Origin of the sequence: Phenylobacterium sp., assembly GCF_036677185.1 — a bacterium.
GTDB lineage: Bacteria > Pseudomonadota > Alphaproteobacteria > Caulobacterales > Caulobacteraceae > Phenylobacterium.
This window is the reverse complement of the sequence record NZ_JAKFEN010000021.1, coordinates 118,120-133,594: the sequence shown is the minus strand read 5'-3', so window position 1 is coordinate 133,594 and position 15,475 is coordinate 118,120. Positions and strand designations below refer to the sequence as shown.

The window sequence follows — 15,475 nt, the reverse complement described above, 5'->3', positions numbered from 1 at the left end:
TGATGGACGCCACCCCGGTCATCGAGGCGGACGGGCTTGGCCGCCGCTTTGGCGGGCGCGCCGTCCTGCAGGACGTGAGCTTCCGCGTCGGGGCCGGCGAGGTGTTCGGCGTGGTCGGGCCGGATGGCGCCGGCAAGACGACCCTGCTGCAAATGGTGGCCGCCATCCTGCGGCCCACGGAGGGCGCCTGCAGGGTGCTGGGCGAGGACGTCCGCAAGCGGCCGGACCGCGTCCAGGCCCGCGTCGGCTACATGTCGCAGGGCTTCTCGCTTTACGACCGGCTGACGGTGGCCGAGAATCTCGCCTTCGCTGCCGCCATCCGGGACGTCCCGAAGGACGCCTTCGCGCCTCGCAAAGCCAAGCTCCTGGCGATGGCGGGCCTGGAGCGCTTCCAGACGCGGCGCGAGGGCGCGCTCTCCGGCGGGATGCGCAAGAAGCTCGCGCTCTGCGCCAACCTCATCCACGAGCCGCCGCTCCTGATCCTCGACGAGCCCAGCCTCGGCGTCGACCCGCTCTCGCGTCGCGAACTCTGGCGGATCCTGGATGCGGCGCGCGGCGAGGGGCGGTCGATCCTCTTCGCCACCTCCTATATGGACGAGGCCGACGCCAGCGACCGGGTGCTGCTGCTGCGCGACGGCCGGCCGTTGGCGATGGGCGCGCCGGCGGAACTTCGCAAGATGGCGCGGGGACGGGTCTACAGCGTGCGCACCGCCGATCCGGCGGCGGCCGAGGCGGCGCTGGCGACCTCGCCGCAGGTGCTGAGCTTCCAGCGCCGCTCGGCCGAGGAGGTCCGCGTCCAGCTCCGCGCCGCCGACAGGCCGCCCGCCCTCGGGCTGCATTGCCGCGAGCTGAAGCCGGTCGAGCCGACGATGGAGGACGTGTTCACCGTGGCGGCCTCCGGCGCCGGCCCGGCCGACACCCCGCCGCCGGAACCCGTCCGCATCGCAAGATCGCAGGTGCTGGTCGCCGCCGAGCACGTCACCCGCCGGTTCGGCGACTTCGTCGCGGTCGGTGATGTGACCGTGGCGGTCAAGGCCGGCGAGGTGCTGGGCCTGCTTGGCCCCAACGGCGCGGGCAAGACCACCCTGATCCGCATCCTCTGCGGGCTGCTGGCGCCCAGCGAAGGCTCGGCGCGGGTGGCCGGCTTCGATGTCGTCCGGCAGAGCGAACAGGTGCGGTCCAGCATCGGCTACGTGTCGCAGAAGGTTTCGCTGTTCGCCGACCTCACCGCCGGGGAGAACCTGACCTTCTTCGCGCGGGCGTACGGGGTCCCCGGCGTCGAGATGAAGGCGCGCATCCGGTGGGCCTGCGACCGCGCGGGCTTCCCGACGGCGGACCATGGCCTGGTGCGCAACCTCTCGAGCGCGCTCCGCCAGCGCCTGGCGCTGGCCTGCGCCATCGTGCACCGGCCGAAGGTGCTGTTCCTCGACGAGCCGACGTCCGGTGTCGACCCGCTGTCCCGGTTCCGCTTCTGGCGGCTGATCTCGGCCCTGGCCGGCGAGGGCGTCGCGGTGATCGTCTCGACGCACTACCTGGAGGAAGCCACCTACTGCGACCGTCTCGGCCTGATGATGGACGGCCGGATGATCGCGCTCGGGACCCTGGCCGCCCTGAATGCGGAGCTCGGCCTCGCGGAGGCGCGCGTCGAGGACGTGTTCCTCGGATTCATCGCTCGAGCCCGGGGCGAGGCGAGGGCGGCATGAAACTCTCCCGCATGCTCGCGTTCGCGCACAAGGAGGTCCTGGAGATCGTCCGCGATCCGATCACGGTCTGGATCGCGCTCTTCATGCCGCTCGTGATGCTGTTCCTGTTCGGCTACGCGCTGTCCTTCGACGTGGAGAACGCGCCGCTCGTCATCGTCGATCACGACAAGAGCGCCGCCAGCCGCTCGCTCTCGAACCAGTTCCTGAACACCCGCTACTTCCGGTTCGCGGGCGCCCCGGAGGACGAACGGGTCGCCGAGCACGCCTTGATGCAGGGCAGGGCGCGCGCCGTGCTCTCCATCCCGCCGGGGTTCGGACGGCGCCTCTCGCGCGGCGAGGCGGCCCCGGTCGAGTTCCTGGTGGACGGCACCTACGCGTCGACGGCGTCCATCCTGTCCGCCTACGGGCGCGCGATCATGTACGCCTTCCCGAGCGGGACGCTGCAGACGCCCGTCCAGCCGGAGGTGCGCGTCTGGTACAATCCCCAGCTGCGCAGCCGTGACTTCATCGTTCCGGGACTGTTTGCGGTGATCCTCATGGCCTTCCCGCCGCTGCTCACCGCCCTGGCCGTGGCGCGCGAGAAGGAGCTGGGCGCCATCGCCCAGATCTACGCCTCTCCCTTGACCAAGTTCGAGTTCATCGTCGGCAAGCTGCTGCCGTACGTCGCCATCGCCGCCCTGCAGCTGGCCATCGTGCTGGCGGCCGGCTTCTTGTGGTTCAAGACGCCGATGCACGGGAGCCTGGCGCTCCTGGCGGCGCTTGGGCTCGTGTACGTCCTCTGCACGGTCTCGATCGGGCTCCTGGTGTCCACCCTGGTTCGCACCCAGGTGGCCGCCATGCTGGTGACGCTGATCGTGACGCTGATGCCGTCGTTCCTGTTCTCGGGCTTCGTCTATCCGGTCTTCACGATGCCCGAGTTCTTCCAGGGCTATTCGGCCCGGATCCCCACGATGTATTTCGTGAACATCTCGCGCGGGATCGTCATGCGCGGGGCGGGGCTGGCTGAGCTCTGGGTCAATGTGGCCGTGCTCGTGGTCTACACCGCCGTCGTCCTGGCGCTCGCCACCTGGCTCTTCAAGAAGCGGATCGCGTGATGGTCCGCGGACGCCTCTATGGCCTGATCGCCAAGGAATTCGCGCAGATGCTGCGCGACCCGGTGGTGCTGTTCCTGATCTTCTGGCTGACCACCGTCGAGGTGGTCATGTGCACCATGGCGCTGGGCTTCGACGTGAAGGACCTGAAGCTCGGGGTGATCGACCACGACCGCAGCGCGGCGAGCCGCGCCCTGGTGCGCGAGCTCACCTCCGCCGACACCTTCGTGCTGCACGACGAGTTCACCTCCATGCGGCAGGCGGAGAGCCAGCTGCAGCGCGGCGCGCTGGACGCGGTCGTGGAGGTTCCGCCGAACTTCGGGGCGCGCATCGCGGCCGGCCGCCGGGCGTCCGTGGGCGTGGTCGTGGACGGTTCGAACGCCAATGTGGCGTCCCGCGCCCGGGCCTATGTCGTCGAGATGACCGCGAGCTTCACCCGCGAGCAGCTGATGGGATCGATGGCCATGCGGGCCGGCGTGCAGCCCGTGGTGCGCGTCTGGTACAATCCGGACCTCACCAACACCCGCTTCATGGCGCTCGGCATGCTTGCGCAGGCGGGGTTCATGCTGGCCGTGATCCTGCCGGCCGCGGGGATGGTCCGTGAGAAGCAGAACGGCACGCTGGAGCAGATCCGGGTCACGCCGATCCGCGCGCACGAGCTCTTCATCGGCAAGGTGACGCCGCCGATCGTGATCTGCCTGGGGTCTCTCTTCCCTACCCTGCTGGTGCTGCGCCTGCTGGGCGTGCCGATGAACGGCAGCCTGACCACCCTCGTCGGGCTGGATCTCCTGTTCCTGCTGAGCGCCGTGTCGATCGGGGTGTTTGTGGCGACCATCACCACCACCTTGCAGCAAGCCATGCTGACCAGCTTTTTCGGCCTCTTCCCGTTGCTCTTCCTCTCAGGGAGCATCGCGCCCATCGAGAGCATGCCGGCCTGGCTGCAGCTCGGGACCGAGATCAGCCCGCTGCGCCACTTCATCGAGAGCATCAGCGGCCTGTTCCTGAAGGGCGCCGGCATGGGCGAGCTTTGGCCTCACGCCGCTGCGCTCGCCGCGATCAGCGCGCCCATGTTCCTGACGAGCTGGCTCCTCTTCCGTCGTCAGTGGTGAGCGCGACCCCGGCCGGAACTCGCCGCCGGCCGCAAGGGCCGCACCCTTGACCTGCCTTAGTGCGCCGTGGAGGCCGCCCGCGACGACCAGTGTACGTGGACGATCCTCCACGCGCCGGCCTGTCGACGGAGCACCATGGTCTCGGTGGTGATCCGGTCCACGTCGCGATCCTTGTAGCGCCCGCGCGTGCGTCCCTCGCTGGCCGCCCAGGCGAGATCGCCGCTGGTCCCGCCGGTCCGCCGGGTCAGCTCCGATCCGACGGCCTGGGCGAACACCGCGTCGCCGGGCAGGTGCGCCGAGGCGTATTCGGCCTTCGAGCGCTCCGCGCCGCCGGCTTCGAAGATCAGCACGGCGTCCGTCAGCAGCGCCGCGGCCGCGGCGGTGTCACCCTGCCTCAGGGCTGCGTGGAAGGCGTCGATGACTTTCGCGGCCTCGGCCGGAGCCTGGGGCGCCGTGAGGGCGGCGGGCGCGCCGTGCGCAGCGGGATGGGCGTGGGCCGCGGTGGCGGCCAGCAGAGCGGCGGCGCACGCCATGCGGCAGGCGGAACGAGCGAGGTTCATTGGGACTCCTGGCGGGAGGTTAGGTGAAGCGGATCGAGGCGTCGAGGAGGGCGAATGGTCATTCGCGGTCTCCTTGCCGGGAAGGGGCGCCGTCCCGGTTCGGCCATCGTCGCCGGAGCAGCAGATAGCCCGCGGGGATGACGAGCATCGACAGTAGAGGCGCCGTCAGCATGCCGCCGATCATCGGGGCGGCGATGCGGCTCATCACTTCGGAGCCGGCGCCGTGCCCGACCAGGATCGGGGCGAGACCCGCCAGGATCACCGCGACCGTCATGGCCTTGGGTCGCACCCGGAGCAGGGCGCCCTCCCGCACGGCCTCGTCGAGCCGGTCGGGGCCGTGCTCGGTCAGGGCGTGTTTCAGGTAGATCAGCATCACCACGCCGAACTCGGCCGCCACCCCGGCCAGGGCGATGAAACCCACTCCGGTGGCCACGGACTGGTTGTAGCCCAGGACGTAGATGGCCCAGACGCCGCCGGTGAGCGCGAACGGAAGGGTGGCCATGATCAGGGCGGCCTCATCCCATCGGCGGAAGGTGGCGTAGAGCAGCAGGAAGATGATCGCCAGCGTGGCGGGGACGACGAGCTTCAGCCGTTCGGCGGCGCGCTGGAGGTACTCGAACTGGCCCGAATAGGCGACCGAGACGCCGGGTGGCAGCTTGACCTCCTTGGCGACGGCGCGGCGCAGGTCCGTGACGACCGAGTTCAGATCGCGGCCCCTGACGTCCACATAGACCCAGGTGGAAGGGCGGGCGTTCTCGGTCTTCAGCATCGGCGGCCCGTCGCGGATTTCGATGCGGGCGACTGAACCCAGGGTGATCTGCTGCCCGGCCGGGGTGAGGATCGGCAGCGCCCGCAGGCCTTCCAGGCTGTCGCGCAGCTCCCGTGGGTAACGGACGTTGATGGGGTAGCGCGCCACCCCCTCGACCGTCTCGCCGACGTTCTCGCCGCCGATCGCGCCGGCGACGATCCCTTGGACGTCGGAGATGCTGAGCCCGTAGCGGGCGATGGTCGCCCGGTCGATATCGACATCCACATAGCGCCCGCCCGTCAGCCGTTCGGCGAGCGCCGAGCTGACGCCAGGGGTTCGCCTGGCCACGGCTTCCACCGCGGCCGCCACCCGATCGAGCTGGGCGAGGTCGGTCCCGGAAACCTTCACCCCGATCGGGCTCTTCACGCCCGTGGCCAGCATATCGATGCGGTTACGGATCGGTGGCACCCACACGTTGGCGAGGCCCGGGACCTTCACGGTGCGGTCCAGTTCTTCCACCAGCTTCTCGGGCGTCATGCCAGGCCGCCACTCTTCCCGTGGCTTGAGCTGGATCGTGGTCTCGAACATCTCCAGGGGCGCCGGGTCGGTGGCGCTCTCGGCGCGGCCGGCCTTGCCGAACACGGTCTTCACCTCCGGAACGGTGCGAATCAGCCGGTCGGTCTGCTGCAGCAGCTCGGCGGCCTTGGCGGCCGAGATGCCGGGAAGCGCCGAGGGCATATAGAGCAGGTCGCCCTCGTCCAACGGGGGGATGAACTCGCCGCCCAGGCGGCTGAGCGGCCAGGCCGTGGTGGCGAACACGGCCAGCGCGAGCACGAGCACGGTCCGCGGCTTCTTCAGCACCCAGTCGATCGCCGGACGGTAGGCGGCGGTCAGCCATCGGTTCATGGGGTTGGCGTCCTCGGCCGGGATACGGCCGCGGATCAGATAGCCCATCAGCACCGGCACGAGGGTGACCGAGAGGATCGCCGCGCCGGCCATCGCGTAGCTCTTGGTGAAGGCGAGGGGCGAGAACAGCCGCCCCTCCTGCGCCTGCAGGGCGAACACTGGCACGAACGACAGGGTGATGATCACCAGGCTGAGGAACAGCGCCGGCCCCACCTCGGCCGCGGCCTCGGTCACCAGCCGCCAGCGCGTGGGCGAATCCATGATGGCGCCGGGATTCTCGTGCGCCCACCGTTCCAGTCGCTTGTGGGCGTTCTCGATCATCACCACAGCGGCGTCGACCATGGCGCCGACGGCGATGGCGATGCCCCCCAGCGACATGATGTTGGCGTTCACGCCCTGCACCCGCATGATCAGGAAGGCGAACAGCACGCCCAGCGGAAGGGTGACGATCGCCACCAGGGCGGAGCGCACGTGCCAGAGGAACAGGGCGCAGACGATCCCCACGACCACGAACTCCTCCAGGAGTTTGCTGGTCAGGTTGGTGATCGCCCGGTCGATCAATTGCGACCGGTCGTAGGTGGTGACGATCTCCACCCCGGGCGGAAGGCTTCGCTTCAGGGCGGCGACCTTTTCGTGCACCGCCTCGAGGGTCGCGCGGGCGTTCTCGCCGGAGCGCAGGATGACCACCCCGCCGGCCACCTCGCCCTCGCCGTTGAGCTCGGCCACGCCGCGGCGCATTTCCGGCCCGACCTGGATCGTGGCCACGTCGCCCAGCCTCACCGGCGTTCCGCTCCCCGCGGTCCGCAGGCTGATGCCGCGGAAGTCGTCGAGGCTCTCCAGATAGCCGGTGGCGCGGACCATGTACTCGGCTTCGCCGAGCTCCACGACCGAGCCGCCAGTCTCCTGGTTGGCCCGCCGGATGGCGTCGGCGGCGTCCTGGAAAGTGACCCCGTAGGCCGCGAGCTTCACCGGGTCGAGGACCACCTGATGCTGACGGACCATGCCGCCGATGCTGGCCACCTCGGCGACGCCGGGCAGGGTCTTCAGCTCGTAGCGGAGGAACCAGTCCTGCAGGCCGCGCAACTGCGAGAGGTCGTGGCGACCGCTGCGGTCGACCAGGGCGTATTCGTAGATCCAGCCGACCCCGGTGGCGTCGGGCCCCAAGGCAGGGCGGGCGGCCGCCGGCAGGCGGCTCTGCACCTGGCTCAGGTACTCGAGCACCCGGGAACGGGCCCAATAGAGGTCCGTTCCGTCCTCGAACAGCACATAGACGAAGCTGTCCCCGAAGAAGGAATAGCCGCGCACGGTCTTCGCCCCCGGCACCGACAGCATGGTGGTGGTGAGCGGATAGGTGACCTGGTTCTCGACGATCTGCGGCGCCTGGCCGGGATAGGGGGTGCGGATCACGACCTGCACGTCCGACAGGTCGGGAAGCGCATCCACGGGCGTACCGCGGACCGCAAGCACCCCGGCCACGGCGAGGGCGACGGCGGCGACCAGCACCAGGACGCGCGCCCGGACCGAAGCGCGGATGACAGCGCCAATCATGGCTGGCCCTCCGGCGACATGCGTCGCACCGTCGGCCCGCTTTGCTGGTCAAAGGCGAAGCGCACGCGGTCGCCGACCTTCAGGCCGCGCGCCAGCGCCGGGTCGGCGAGGCGGAACGCCATGGTCATGGCGGGCCAGCCGACGCCCGGGATCGCTCCGTGCGACAACGTCACGCTGACCGGCGAGAGCGCCTCGATGCGGCCAGCGCCTTCGAGCAGCGCCGGCGCGGCGTGGCCGGCGTGGGGGTCGCCCTCGGGCTGCGCGGGTCGGGCGCGGAGGCCGGCGAGGCTGGCCTCGGAGTCGATCAGGAACTGGCCGGAAGCCACCACCTTTTCGCCCTCGGACAATCCCTGCAGGATCTCGGTGCGCCCCCCGGCTTCGCGCCCGGTGCGGACCTCCGCCGCCTGGAAGCCGCCGCCGGGGCCGGCGACCATCACCACGGAACGGCGTCCCGTGCGGATGACGGCCTCTGAGGGCGCGAGCAGGGCCGGTTGTCCGGTCCCCGCCAGCTGGACGTTGGCGAACATGCCGGGCCGCAGACGTCCCCGGGGATTGGCCAGCTCCACGCGCGCCGTGATCGTGCGGCTGGCCGCGTCGGCCTGTGGAAGCAGGGCCGCGACGCGCCCCTCGAATATCTCGCCGGGATAGGCCGTCAGGGTGGCGGTCGCCGACTGGCCGGGCCTCACCTCGCCGGCGAGGGCCTCGGGCACGGCGGCGTTCAGCCAGACGCGGGAGAGGCTGTTCACCTCCGCCAGCGTCTGGCCCGCGGCGACGGTCATGCCGGCCCGCACGCCCAGCGTCTTGATCGCTCCGCCGGCCGGAGCGGAGACGGTCACGACGTTGCGCACGCGGCCGGACCGCTCCACCTGCTCGACCAGGGACGGCGGCATGCCCAACAGCTGCAGGCGCTGGCGCGCGGCGCGCGTCAGCGCGGCGTCTCCGGTCGTGCGCACGGCGAGGAATTCGGCCTGCGCCCCGGCCCACTCTGGAACCAGGATGTCCGCCAGCGGCGCCCCGGCTGCGATCACGTCGCCCGGCGCGCGCGCGTAGACACGCTGAACGAAGCCGGCCGCCTTGGCCTGGACCACCGCCAGGTCGCGCTCATTGTATTCGATGACGCCCGTCGCCGCGACGCCACCGGGCAGCAGACCCCGCTCCACCGTCGCCAGGCGCACGCCGAGGTTCTGGGTCCTGGCCGGGTCGATCCGCACCCCGCCGCCGCCAGCCTCGTCGGCGTATTTCGGCTGCAGCGCCATGTCCATGTAGGGCGACTTGCCGGGCTTGTCGAAGCGCTGGCCCGGGACCATCGGGTCGTACCAGTAGAGCACCTTGCGCCCGGCCGGGGCCGGGGCCGCGTGTTCGGGCGCCGTGGCCCGGCCGATCAGCACTCCGCCCGCCAGGGTGGCGGCGGCCACGAGCGCGCCGGCGGCAAGGCCGGCCCGCGAGATCTTGAGGGGTGTCATTGGTCGCTCCCGAAGGCGTGGGTGAGCCGGACGGCGGCGCGCGCGAGCGCCGCCTCCCGTTCGAGCAGGGTGAGCTGGGCGTCGGCGCGGCCGGTGAGCGCTTCGGTGACCTCGACGACGCCCGCGCGGCCCGCGCCGTAGCTGGCGGTCTCCAGATCGGCGCGTGTCCTGGCCAGGGGCAGAAGCGTGTCGCGGGCGCGCAGCCATTGCTCGCGGCGCATGGCGTAGTCGGCGAGGCCCTGCTCGAGCTCGGAGGTGAGCGCCCGGCCGGCCGCCTCGCGCCGCGCGCGCGCCTGGCCGGCGGTGGCGACGCGCGCGGCGATGATCGGGTCCTGCCGGGTCTTCGCGAAGATCGGCAGGCTGACGGTGACCCCCACCGAGACCATGTCGCCGAACATCGGGTCGCGCCGCTGGTAGGCGAGCTCCAGTCCGAGGTCCGGCCGTTTCCCCGCCCGCGCCAGCGCCACCTCGGCGCCGGCCTGCCGGGTCGCGGCGTCCAGCGCCGCCAGGCTCGGATGGCGCTCCAGCTCGGCGCGTAGGGCGGCGGCGTCGAACTCCAGCGGCGGGGCGGCTCCCGCCGCCTCCACCTGCGGATCCCCGGTCCAGCGCGCCAGCCTGGCGCGTGCGCTGGCGACCTCGGCGACCAGCTCGCTGCGGCGGTCTTCCAGGTCCGCCCGCAGGCGCTGCGCTTCCGGCGCGGCGGCGGGCCGCGAAGCGCCCGAGGCGACGCCGGCGAGTGCGGCGTCCCAGAGCGGCGTCAATGTGGACACGGCCTCGTCGAGCGCTCGGAGCCGCCGCTGCGCGTAGTAGAGGTCGATCCAAGCGCCCGCCGCGGCGACCCTGACGTCCCGGCTCACGGCCCGCCGGTCGGCCTGGGCGGCGGCGACGTCGATCCCCGCACGGTCCCGTTCGGCGCGACGCTTGGCGCCGTTCGGCAGCTCCTGCATCAAGCCGACGCGGGCCATGGTCATTGCTTCGGCGTCGAGGCGCCCGGCGTCCGGGCCGGAGATCGGCAGGTTCTCCAAGCTCATTTGCAGCTTCGGGTCGGGCAGGGCGCCCGCCGCACGCGCCGCCGATCGCGCCGCCTCGACCTGCAGGGTGCCGGCCTGAAGTTCGGGCGCCTGGTCCTCTGCGAGCTTGAGCGCTGCGGCGAACGTGACCGGCGCCGCTTCGACGGGCCCCGCGGCCAGCGCGACGGCAAGGCAGAGCCCGGCCGGAAGGCGGCACGGCGAGGCGCGGCGGCGGCTTGGCGCGCCCGCGCGGAAGGGTGTCCACGACATGAGATTTCGTCCTGAAGACAGGGATCGACGGCACGCGGGCGTGCGGTGTCAGCCGCCGTGGGGCCCTCGCGGGCGACCGGCGGCGCGGAGGCTTCAGGCGATGGGTCTGGGAGGTCGTTCCAACCTCGACGGCGGTCGGTCCGGCAGGGCGCACGACCTGTCGGCGACGAACGGCGTCCGCGCGAGGGCCGGCGGCTTGACGGTGATCGCCTGGAGAAGGTCGGCCACCACTCCGGCCATGGCGACGCAGGTCGCGACACAGGCGGGATCCATGGTGCTCGACGGATCTGGATCGCAGCACGGCATAACGTCCATCGCCTCGGCCGACGCTTGCGGTTGCAGCATGACGCCGACCTCGCCGCCGTCCGACATGTGGGCGCAGACGCCGGCCGCCGCCGCGGCGTTCACGGGGCTGAGGGCCAGGGCCAGGACGGCGAAGAGCGCAAGGAGACGCGCGATCATTTTTCTACGGTAGCAGCAGCGCGCGGCGGCGTCTTTGACCAAGGTCAAGCGGCGCCTATCCAGCCGAAACTGGCGCGAGACTACCGAGAACAGCGACCAGGGCCACCACCGCTGCCGCGAGCGCCGTCTCCAGGAGCACGCTGCGGCGCAGGGCGCGCAGGGCGGCGGCGGGCGAGTCGTCGGCCATGACGGCGGCCAGCCGCGGCGTGTGAGCGAATCGGTTGGCGGCGGCCAGGGCCAGCATGGCGGCGAACAGCCCGAGCTTCGCGAGCAGCAGCAGACCATACGGCGAGGTGGTCATCCGGCCGACGCCCTCGAAGCCGACGAGAAACCAGCTGTTGACGAGGCCGGTGAGTACGAGGGTCGCCACGACGGCCGAGCCGATCCCCGAGAAGCCGGCCAGCGCCGCGTGGAGCGCCCGGACACCCGCGGGATTCGGCGCCCGGATCGTGGCGCGCAGCATCAGCGCCAGGGCGGCCAGGGCGCCGATCCAGACGCCGGCCGCCAGCAGGTGCAGAATGTCGGCCGCAAGATGCAACGGGCCGCCGGGACCTTCCGTCGCCGCGCCGTGTCCCGTCCAGGCGAAGCTCGCGAGCGCCGCGCCGCCGAGGCCGGTCAGCGCGAGCCACAAGCCCGGGCTGGGCCGCCACAGCAGGCAGAGCGCCAGCGCCGCGGCGGCGGCGAGACCGCGCGCCGCGATGGCCAGGCCGAAGGGAGTCTCCAGCATCACCGTGCTCAGCATCCTGCCGTCCAGGGCCGCCGCCGGGTCACCCACCATCATCGCGGTTTGGGCCAGGAGGGCGGCCACCGCGCCGAGTGCGAGCCCCAGGCTCGCGATCACCAGCAGCGGGCGCGGCCAGACCGGCGCCGCCCGATCGGGTCCTTTCAAGGCGTAGAGCAGGAAGAGCGGCGCGCCGAACAGCACGGTGGCTGCCGCGAACTGTAGGAACCGGACGGCGACGACGGCGGCGTCCATGGGCCGTCAGCGGACAGTAAAGGTGTAGGCGCCTTCCATGCGGTGGGCGTCGGCGGTGACCGCGTGCCACTTCACCTCATAGGTACCGGCGGTCAGCGGGCGCTTAGGCGTCCCGACCAGCGAGAGCTTGTCCTGGCTGACGGTCACCTTGACCGGCGCCACGGTCTTGCCCGTCATCAGCTCGAAGCTCGAGAACTTGGGTTGCAGCTTCTCGTTGAACCGCAGGGTGATCTGAGGCGGCGCCGCCACGGTGGCGTTCTCGGCGGGGCTGGAGCTGACGACCTTGGCGTGGGCGGAGGCCTGGCCCGCGGCCAGGACGGCGACGGCGGAGAAGGCGAGCACGAGGGCGGGTCGAAGGGACATGCAGATCTCCGCGGCTGGGTTGGGAAGTCCTAGATCTCTACGCGCGGGGTGAGCCTATCCCTCATGGCGCCTTTGCACAGGCGCCATGCGTTGCTGTCGAGGACCGGTTAGCCCGTCACGACCAGGCGCTGGCCGTCGATCCAGGTCTCGGTGACCTGCAGGGTCTGGTCGGCGACCACCAGGTTGGCGCGCAGGCCGGTGGCGATGGCGCCGTGGTCCGCCGAGAGGCCCAGGAAGGCGGCGGGGGCGGCGCTGGCCATGCCGACGGCCGCGGCCAGGTCGAGGCCGGTGATCGCCACGGCGTTGCGCACCGCCCCGATCATGTCGAGGTCGGAGCCGGCCAGGGTGCCGTCCTCGTCCACGCAGACCCCGTCGACCACGCGGATGGTGCGGCCCTGTAGAGTGAAGGTCTTATCGGTCATGCCGACGCTGGGCATGGCGTCGGTGACCAGCATGAACCGATCGTGCCGCTTGGCGCGGAAGGCGATGCCCAGGGTGGCCGGGTGGATGTGCCGCCCATCGACGATGACCCCGCACCAGCTGTCCGGATCGTCCAGGGCGGCGCCCACCGCGCCGGGCGCGCGGCTGGTGAGCGGCGACATGGCGTTGAACAGGTGGGTGAAGCCGGTCAGGCCAGCGTTGAGCGCCGAGCGCAGCCGCTCATAGGTGGCGTTGGTGTGGCCCGCCGCGACCGTGACGCCGGCGGCGCGCAGGCGGCCGATCATCTCGTCGGTGGTGGTCTCGGGCGCCAGGGTGACCAGGGTCCTGCCGCGTCGGGCCGAGGTCAGGAGCCGGAGCGCCGCCTCGTCCAGGGTGCGGAACTTGGATGAGTCATGCACCCCCTTGCGGCTCTCGGCCAGGAAGGGCCCTTCGATGTGGATTCCGAGCACGCCCGACACGCCCTGCTCGATGGCCGCGTCGACGGCGACGATGGCCCGCTCCACGGTGGCCAGGTCGTCGCTGATCAGGGTGGGCAGGAAGCCCGTCGTGCCGAACCGCCGGTGCGCCGCGCCGATCGTGGCGATGGCCTCGACTGTCGGGGTGGCGTTGAACAGCATGCCGCCGCCGCCGTTCACCTGGGTGTCGATGAAGCCCGGCAGCAGGTAGCGGCCCTCGAGGTCGATCCGCTGGTCGCCGCTGTTGACCTCCGGCGGCCCAACGGCGGTGATGCGTTCGCCGTCGACGACCACGGCGGCGGCTTCGAACCCGCGCGGCGTCAAGACCCGGCCGTTTTCGAGGACGATGGCCATCAGACGGTCTCGGTCACCTTGTTGAGGTGAGGCGGGCGGTCGGGATCGTGGCCGCGGGCCAGGGAGAGCGCATTGGCCATCCGATAGAAGCTCTGGATGCGGACGATCGGCTCGAGGACCGGGTGGGTGGCGAGCGTCGGCAGGACGTTGGAGGCCGGGCCGCCGGCCAGCAGGACATCGGCGCCCCGCGCCTCCAGGCCCTTGGCCATCTCCAGGACGCTGGCCTCGCTCTCGTCGGCCTGGGCGAAGACCAGGACCGGGAAGCCCGCCGTCACCAAGGCCATGGGGCCGTGCAGCACCTCTGCGGCGCTGAACGCCTCGGCGTGCAGGCCGCAGGTCTCCTTGAACTTCAGCGCCGCCTCCTGGGCCACCGCGAAGCCGACCCCTCGGCCAAGGACATAGAGGTTGTGGGCGTCCTTCAGCCGGGCCGCGGCCGGGCTCCAGTCCATCTCCCAGGCCCGGGCCAGAACCTCGGGCAGCCTGTCGAGCGCGGCTTCGAGCCGGTCGTCCTGCGTCCAGGCGGCGACCAGCTGGGCGATGGCGGCGAGGGCGGCGATATAGGACTTGGTGGCCGCGACACTGAGCTCGGGGCCCGCATGCAGGGGCAGGGTGCGGTCGGCGAGCACCGCCAGGGGCGAGGTCTCGTCATTGACCAGGGCCACCACCAGGGCGCCGCCGCGCTTGGCCGCCTCGACCGCCGACAGCAGGTCCGGGCTCTTTCCCGACTGCGAAATGGCCAGGTAGAGAACCCCCTCCAGCCGCGGCTCGGCGGCGTAGACCGAACTCACCGAGAGGGCGGCCGACGAGGTGAGCACCCCGGTCCCGGTCTCGACCAGGTACTTGGCGTAGGTGGCCGCGTGGTCGGACGAGCCGCGGGCGCAGGTGACCACGGCCCGGGGTTTCAGGGCGCGCAGCTCTTCGCCGAGCGCCCGGGCCGCCTCGCGGTTGGCGGCCAGCAGGCGCGCCACCACGGCGGGCGCCTCGGCCGCTTCACTGAACATGCGCGTGTCCTGCGGACGCGTCGCGGACTGGGACTTCAAGCGCTTTCTCCGGGGCACGGCGGTTTCACTAGAGTGCGTTCAGCTCGGCGACGAAGTCGTAGGCGTCGCCACGATAGTAGGATTGCGTGACCTCCACCGCGCGGCCGTCCTTCAGATAGCCCCGCCGCTCGATCAGCAGACCGGGATCGCGTGGGGCGATGGTCAGCAGCTCGGCCTGCTCCGGCGTGAACAGTACGGCGCGCAGCCGTTGCAGGGCGCGGGCGGGGCGGTGGCCGGTCTTCTCCAGAGCCTCGTAGAGCGAGGTCTCCACGAAGTCCGGGGAGGGCAAGGCGAAGGCCGGGACCGTGGAATATTCCAGCGCCATCGGCGCCCCGTCGGCATAGCGGATCCGGTTGAAGCGATAGACCGGTGCGCCTGGCGAGAGGCCGAGCGTCAGGGATTCCTCGGGCGTCACCTGACCCTCGGCCTTGGACAGCCAGGTGGAATGCGGCGTGCGCCCACGGGAGATCATGTCCTCCGTGAAGGACGAGAGCTTGGAGAAGCTTTTCTCCACCCGGGCGGCGACGAAGGTGCCCGCCCCCTGGCGCCTGTGCAGCAGGCCCTCGGAGACTAGGCCGTCCAGGGCCTTGCGCACGGTGATTCGCGACACCCCGAGCTCCTCGGCGAGCTCGCGCTCCGCCGGCAGGGCGTCGTCCGGGCCCAGCACCCGGTTCTGGATCGCCATGCGCAGGGCGCGCTGGAGCTGCCGGTAGAGCGGGGCGTGCTCGTCGGCGTCCAAGCGTCCTATGCGTTCGGAAAAGCTCAAGGGCGTCTCTCCAGCTCAGGCCCGGCGGACCGTTGGCGTGACGTTTCGTGAGACCAGTTAGATACCAATATGTACGTGGAACGCAATTGGTCTCTTTTTGGGCTTGTCAATTTTGTGAAACTGCGCACAGTTTGGTCCTGCAGGTCGGTGAACGCCGGTTTATGCGCTGAAGCGCTGACAATTGGTATCACATTGGACATGCGTCGGCTC

Annotated in this window: 13 protein-coding genes; 3 read left to right on the top strand and 10 right to left on the bottom strand. The window is 71.2% G+C overall.

What is annotated here, in order from left to right:
• Nucleotides 1-2 precede the first annotated feature (2 nt).
• Genes V6M51_RS12595 through V6M51_RS12585 form a run of 3 tightly spaced genes read left to right on the top strand, consistent with a single transcriptional unit; the run spans nt 3 to nt 3,903 of the window.
• The gene (locus V6M51_RS12595) at nt 3-1,703 is read left to right on the top strand and encodes an ATP-binding cassette domain-containing protein (RefSeq protein WP_332767639.1); all 1,701 of its coding nucleotides are present in this window, start codon (nt 3-5) and stop codon (nt 1,701-1,703) included.
• Nucleotides 1,700-2,797, top strand: coding sequence for an ABC transporter permease (locus V6M51_RS12590; protein WP_332767637.1), 1,098 nt, complete (start codon nt 1,700-1,702; stop codon nt 2,795-2,797). The genes V6M51_RS12595 and V6M51_RS12590 overlap by 4 nt, the downstream gene beginning before the upstream one ends.
• Nucleotides 2,797-3,903, top strand: coding sequence for an ABC transporter permease (locus tag V6M51_RS12585; protein WP_332767635.1), 1,107 nt, complete (start codon nt 2,797-2,799; stop codon nt 3,901-3,903). The genes V6M51_RS12590 and V6M51_RS12585 overlap by 1 nt, the downstream gene beginning before the upstream one ends.
• 56 nt (nt 3,904-3,959) lie before the next feature.
• Here V6M51_RS12585 and V6M51_RS12580 read toward each other — a convergent pair whose 3' ends face one another.
• From V6M51_RS12580 to V6M51_RS12535, 10 genes are all read right to left on the bottom strand, one after another.
• Nucleotides 3,960-4,463 carry a YybH family protein gene (locus tag V6M51_RS12580; protein WP_332767633.1) on the bottom strand — a complete coding sequence of 168 codons (504 nt, stop codon included), beginning with the start codon at nt 4,461-4,463 and terminating at the stop codon, nt 3,960-3,962.
• Between the two features lie 58 nt (nt 4,464-4,521).
• A complete protein-coding gene (locus tag V6M51_RS12575; RefSeq protein ID WP_332767631.1) occupies nt 4,522-7,665 on the bottom strand; it encodes an efflux RND transporter permease subunit in 3,144 nt (1,047 codons plus the stop codon).
• On the bottom strand, nt 7,662-9,128 hold the full coding sequence (locus V6M51_RS12570; protein ID WP_332767629.1) for an efflux RND transporter periplasmic adaptor subunit: 1,467 nt from the start codon (nt 9,126-9,128) through the stop codon (nt 7,662-7,664). The genes V6M51_RS12575 and V6M51_RS12570 overlap by 4 nt, the downstream gene beginning before the upstream one ends.
• Nucleotides 9,125-10,408, bottom strand: a complete 1,284-nt coding sequence (locus V6M51_RS12565) for a TolC family protein (protein WP_332767627.1) — start codon at nt 10,406-10,408, stop codon at nt 9,125-9,127. Before V6M51_RS12565 ends, V6M51_RS12570 begins: the two co-directional genes overlap by 4 nt.
• 93 nt (nt 10,409-10,501) lie before the next feature.
• The gene (locus tag V6M51_RS12560) at nt 10,502-10,870 is read right to left on the bottom strand and encodes a hypothetical protein (RefSeq protein WP_332767625.1); all 369 of its coding nucleotides are present in this window, start codon (nt 10,868-10,870) and stop codon (nt 10,502-10,504) included.
• Between the two features lie 55 nt (nt 10,871-10,925).
• Entirely contained in the window at nt 10,926-11,846 is a 921-nt protein-coding gene (copD, locus tag V6M51_RS12555) for a copper homeostasis membrane protein CopD (RefSeq protein WP_332767623.1), read from the bottom strand.
• Between the two features lie 6 nt (nt 11,847-11,852).
• Entirely contained in the window at nt 11,853-12,209 is a 357-nt protein-coding gene (copC, locus tag V6M51_RS12550) for a copper homeostasis periplasmic binding protein CopC (protein ID WP_332767621.1), read from the bottom strand.
• 107 nt (nt 12,210-12,316) lie between these two features.
• Nucleotides 12,317-13,459: an N-acetylglucosamine-6-phosphate deacetylase gene (nagA, locus tag V6M51_RS12545; protein WP_332767619.1), complete on the bottom strand. Its 1,143-nt coding sequence runs from the start codon at nt 13,457-13,459 to the stop codon at nt 12,317-12,319.
• The gene (locus V6M51_RS12540) at nt 13,459-14,460 is read right to left on the bottom strand and encodes an SIS domain-containing protein (RefSeq protein ID WP_332767617.1); all 1,002 of its coding nucleotides are present in this window, start codon (nt 14,458-14,460) and stop codon (nt 13,459-13,461) included. Before V6M51_RS12540 ends, nagA begins: the two co-directional genes overlap by 1 nt.
• Before the next feature lie 67 nt (nt 14,461-14,527).
• Nucleotides 14,528-15,265: a GntR family transcriptional regulator gene (locus V6M51_RS12535; protein ID WP_332767615.1), complete on the bottom strand. Its 738-nt coding sequence runs from the start codon at nt 15,263-15,265 to the stop codon at nt 14,528-14,530.
• Nucleotides 15,266-15,475 lie beyond the last annotated feature (210 nt).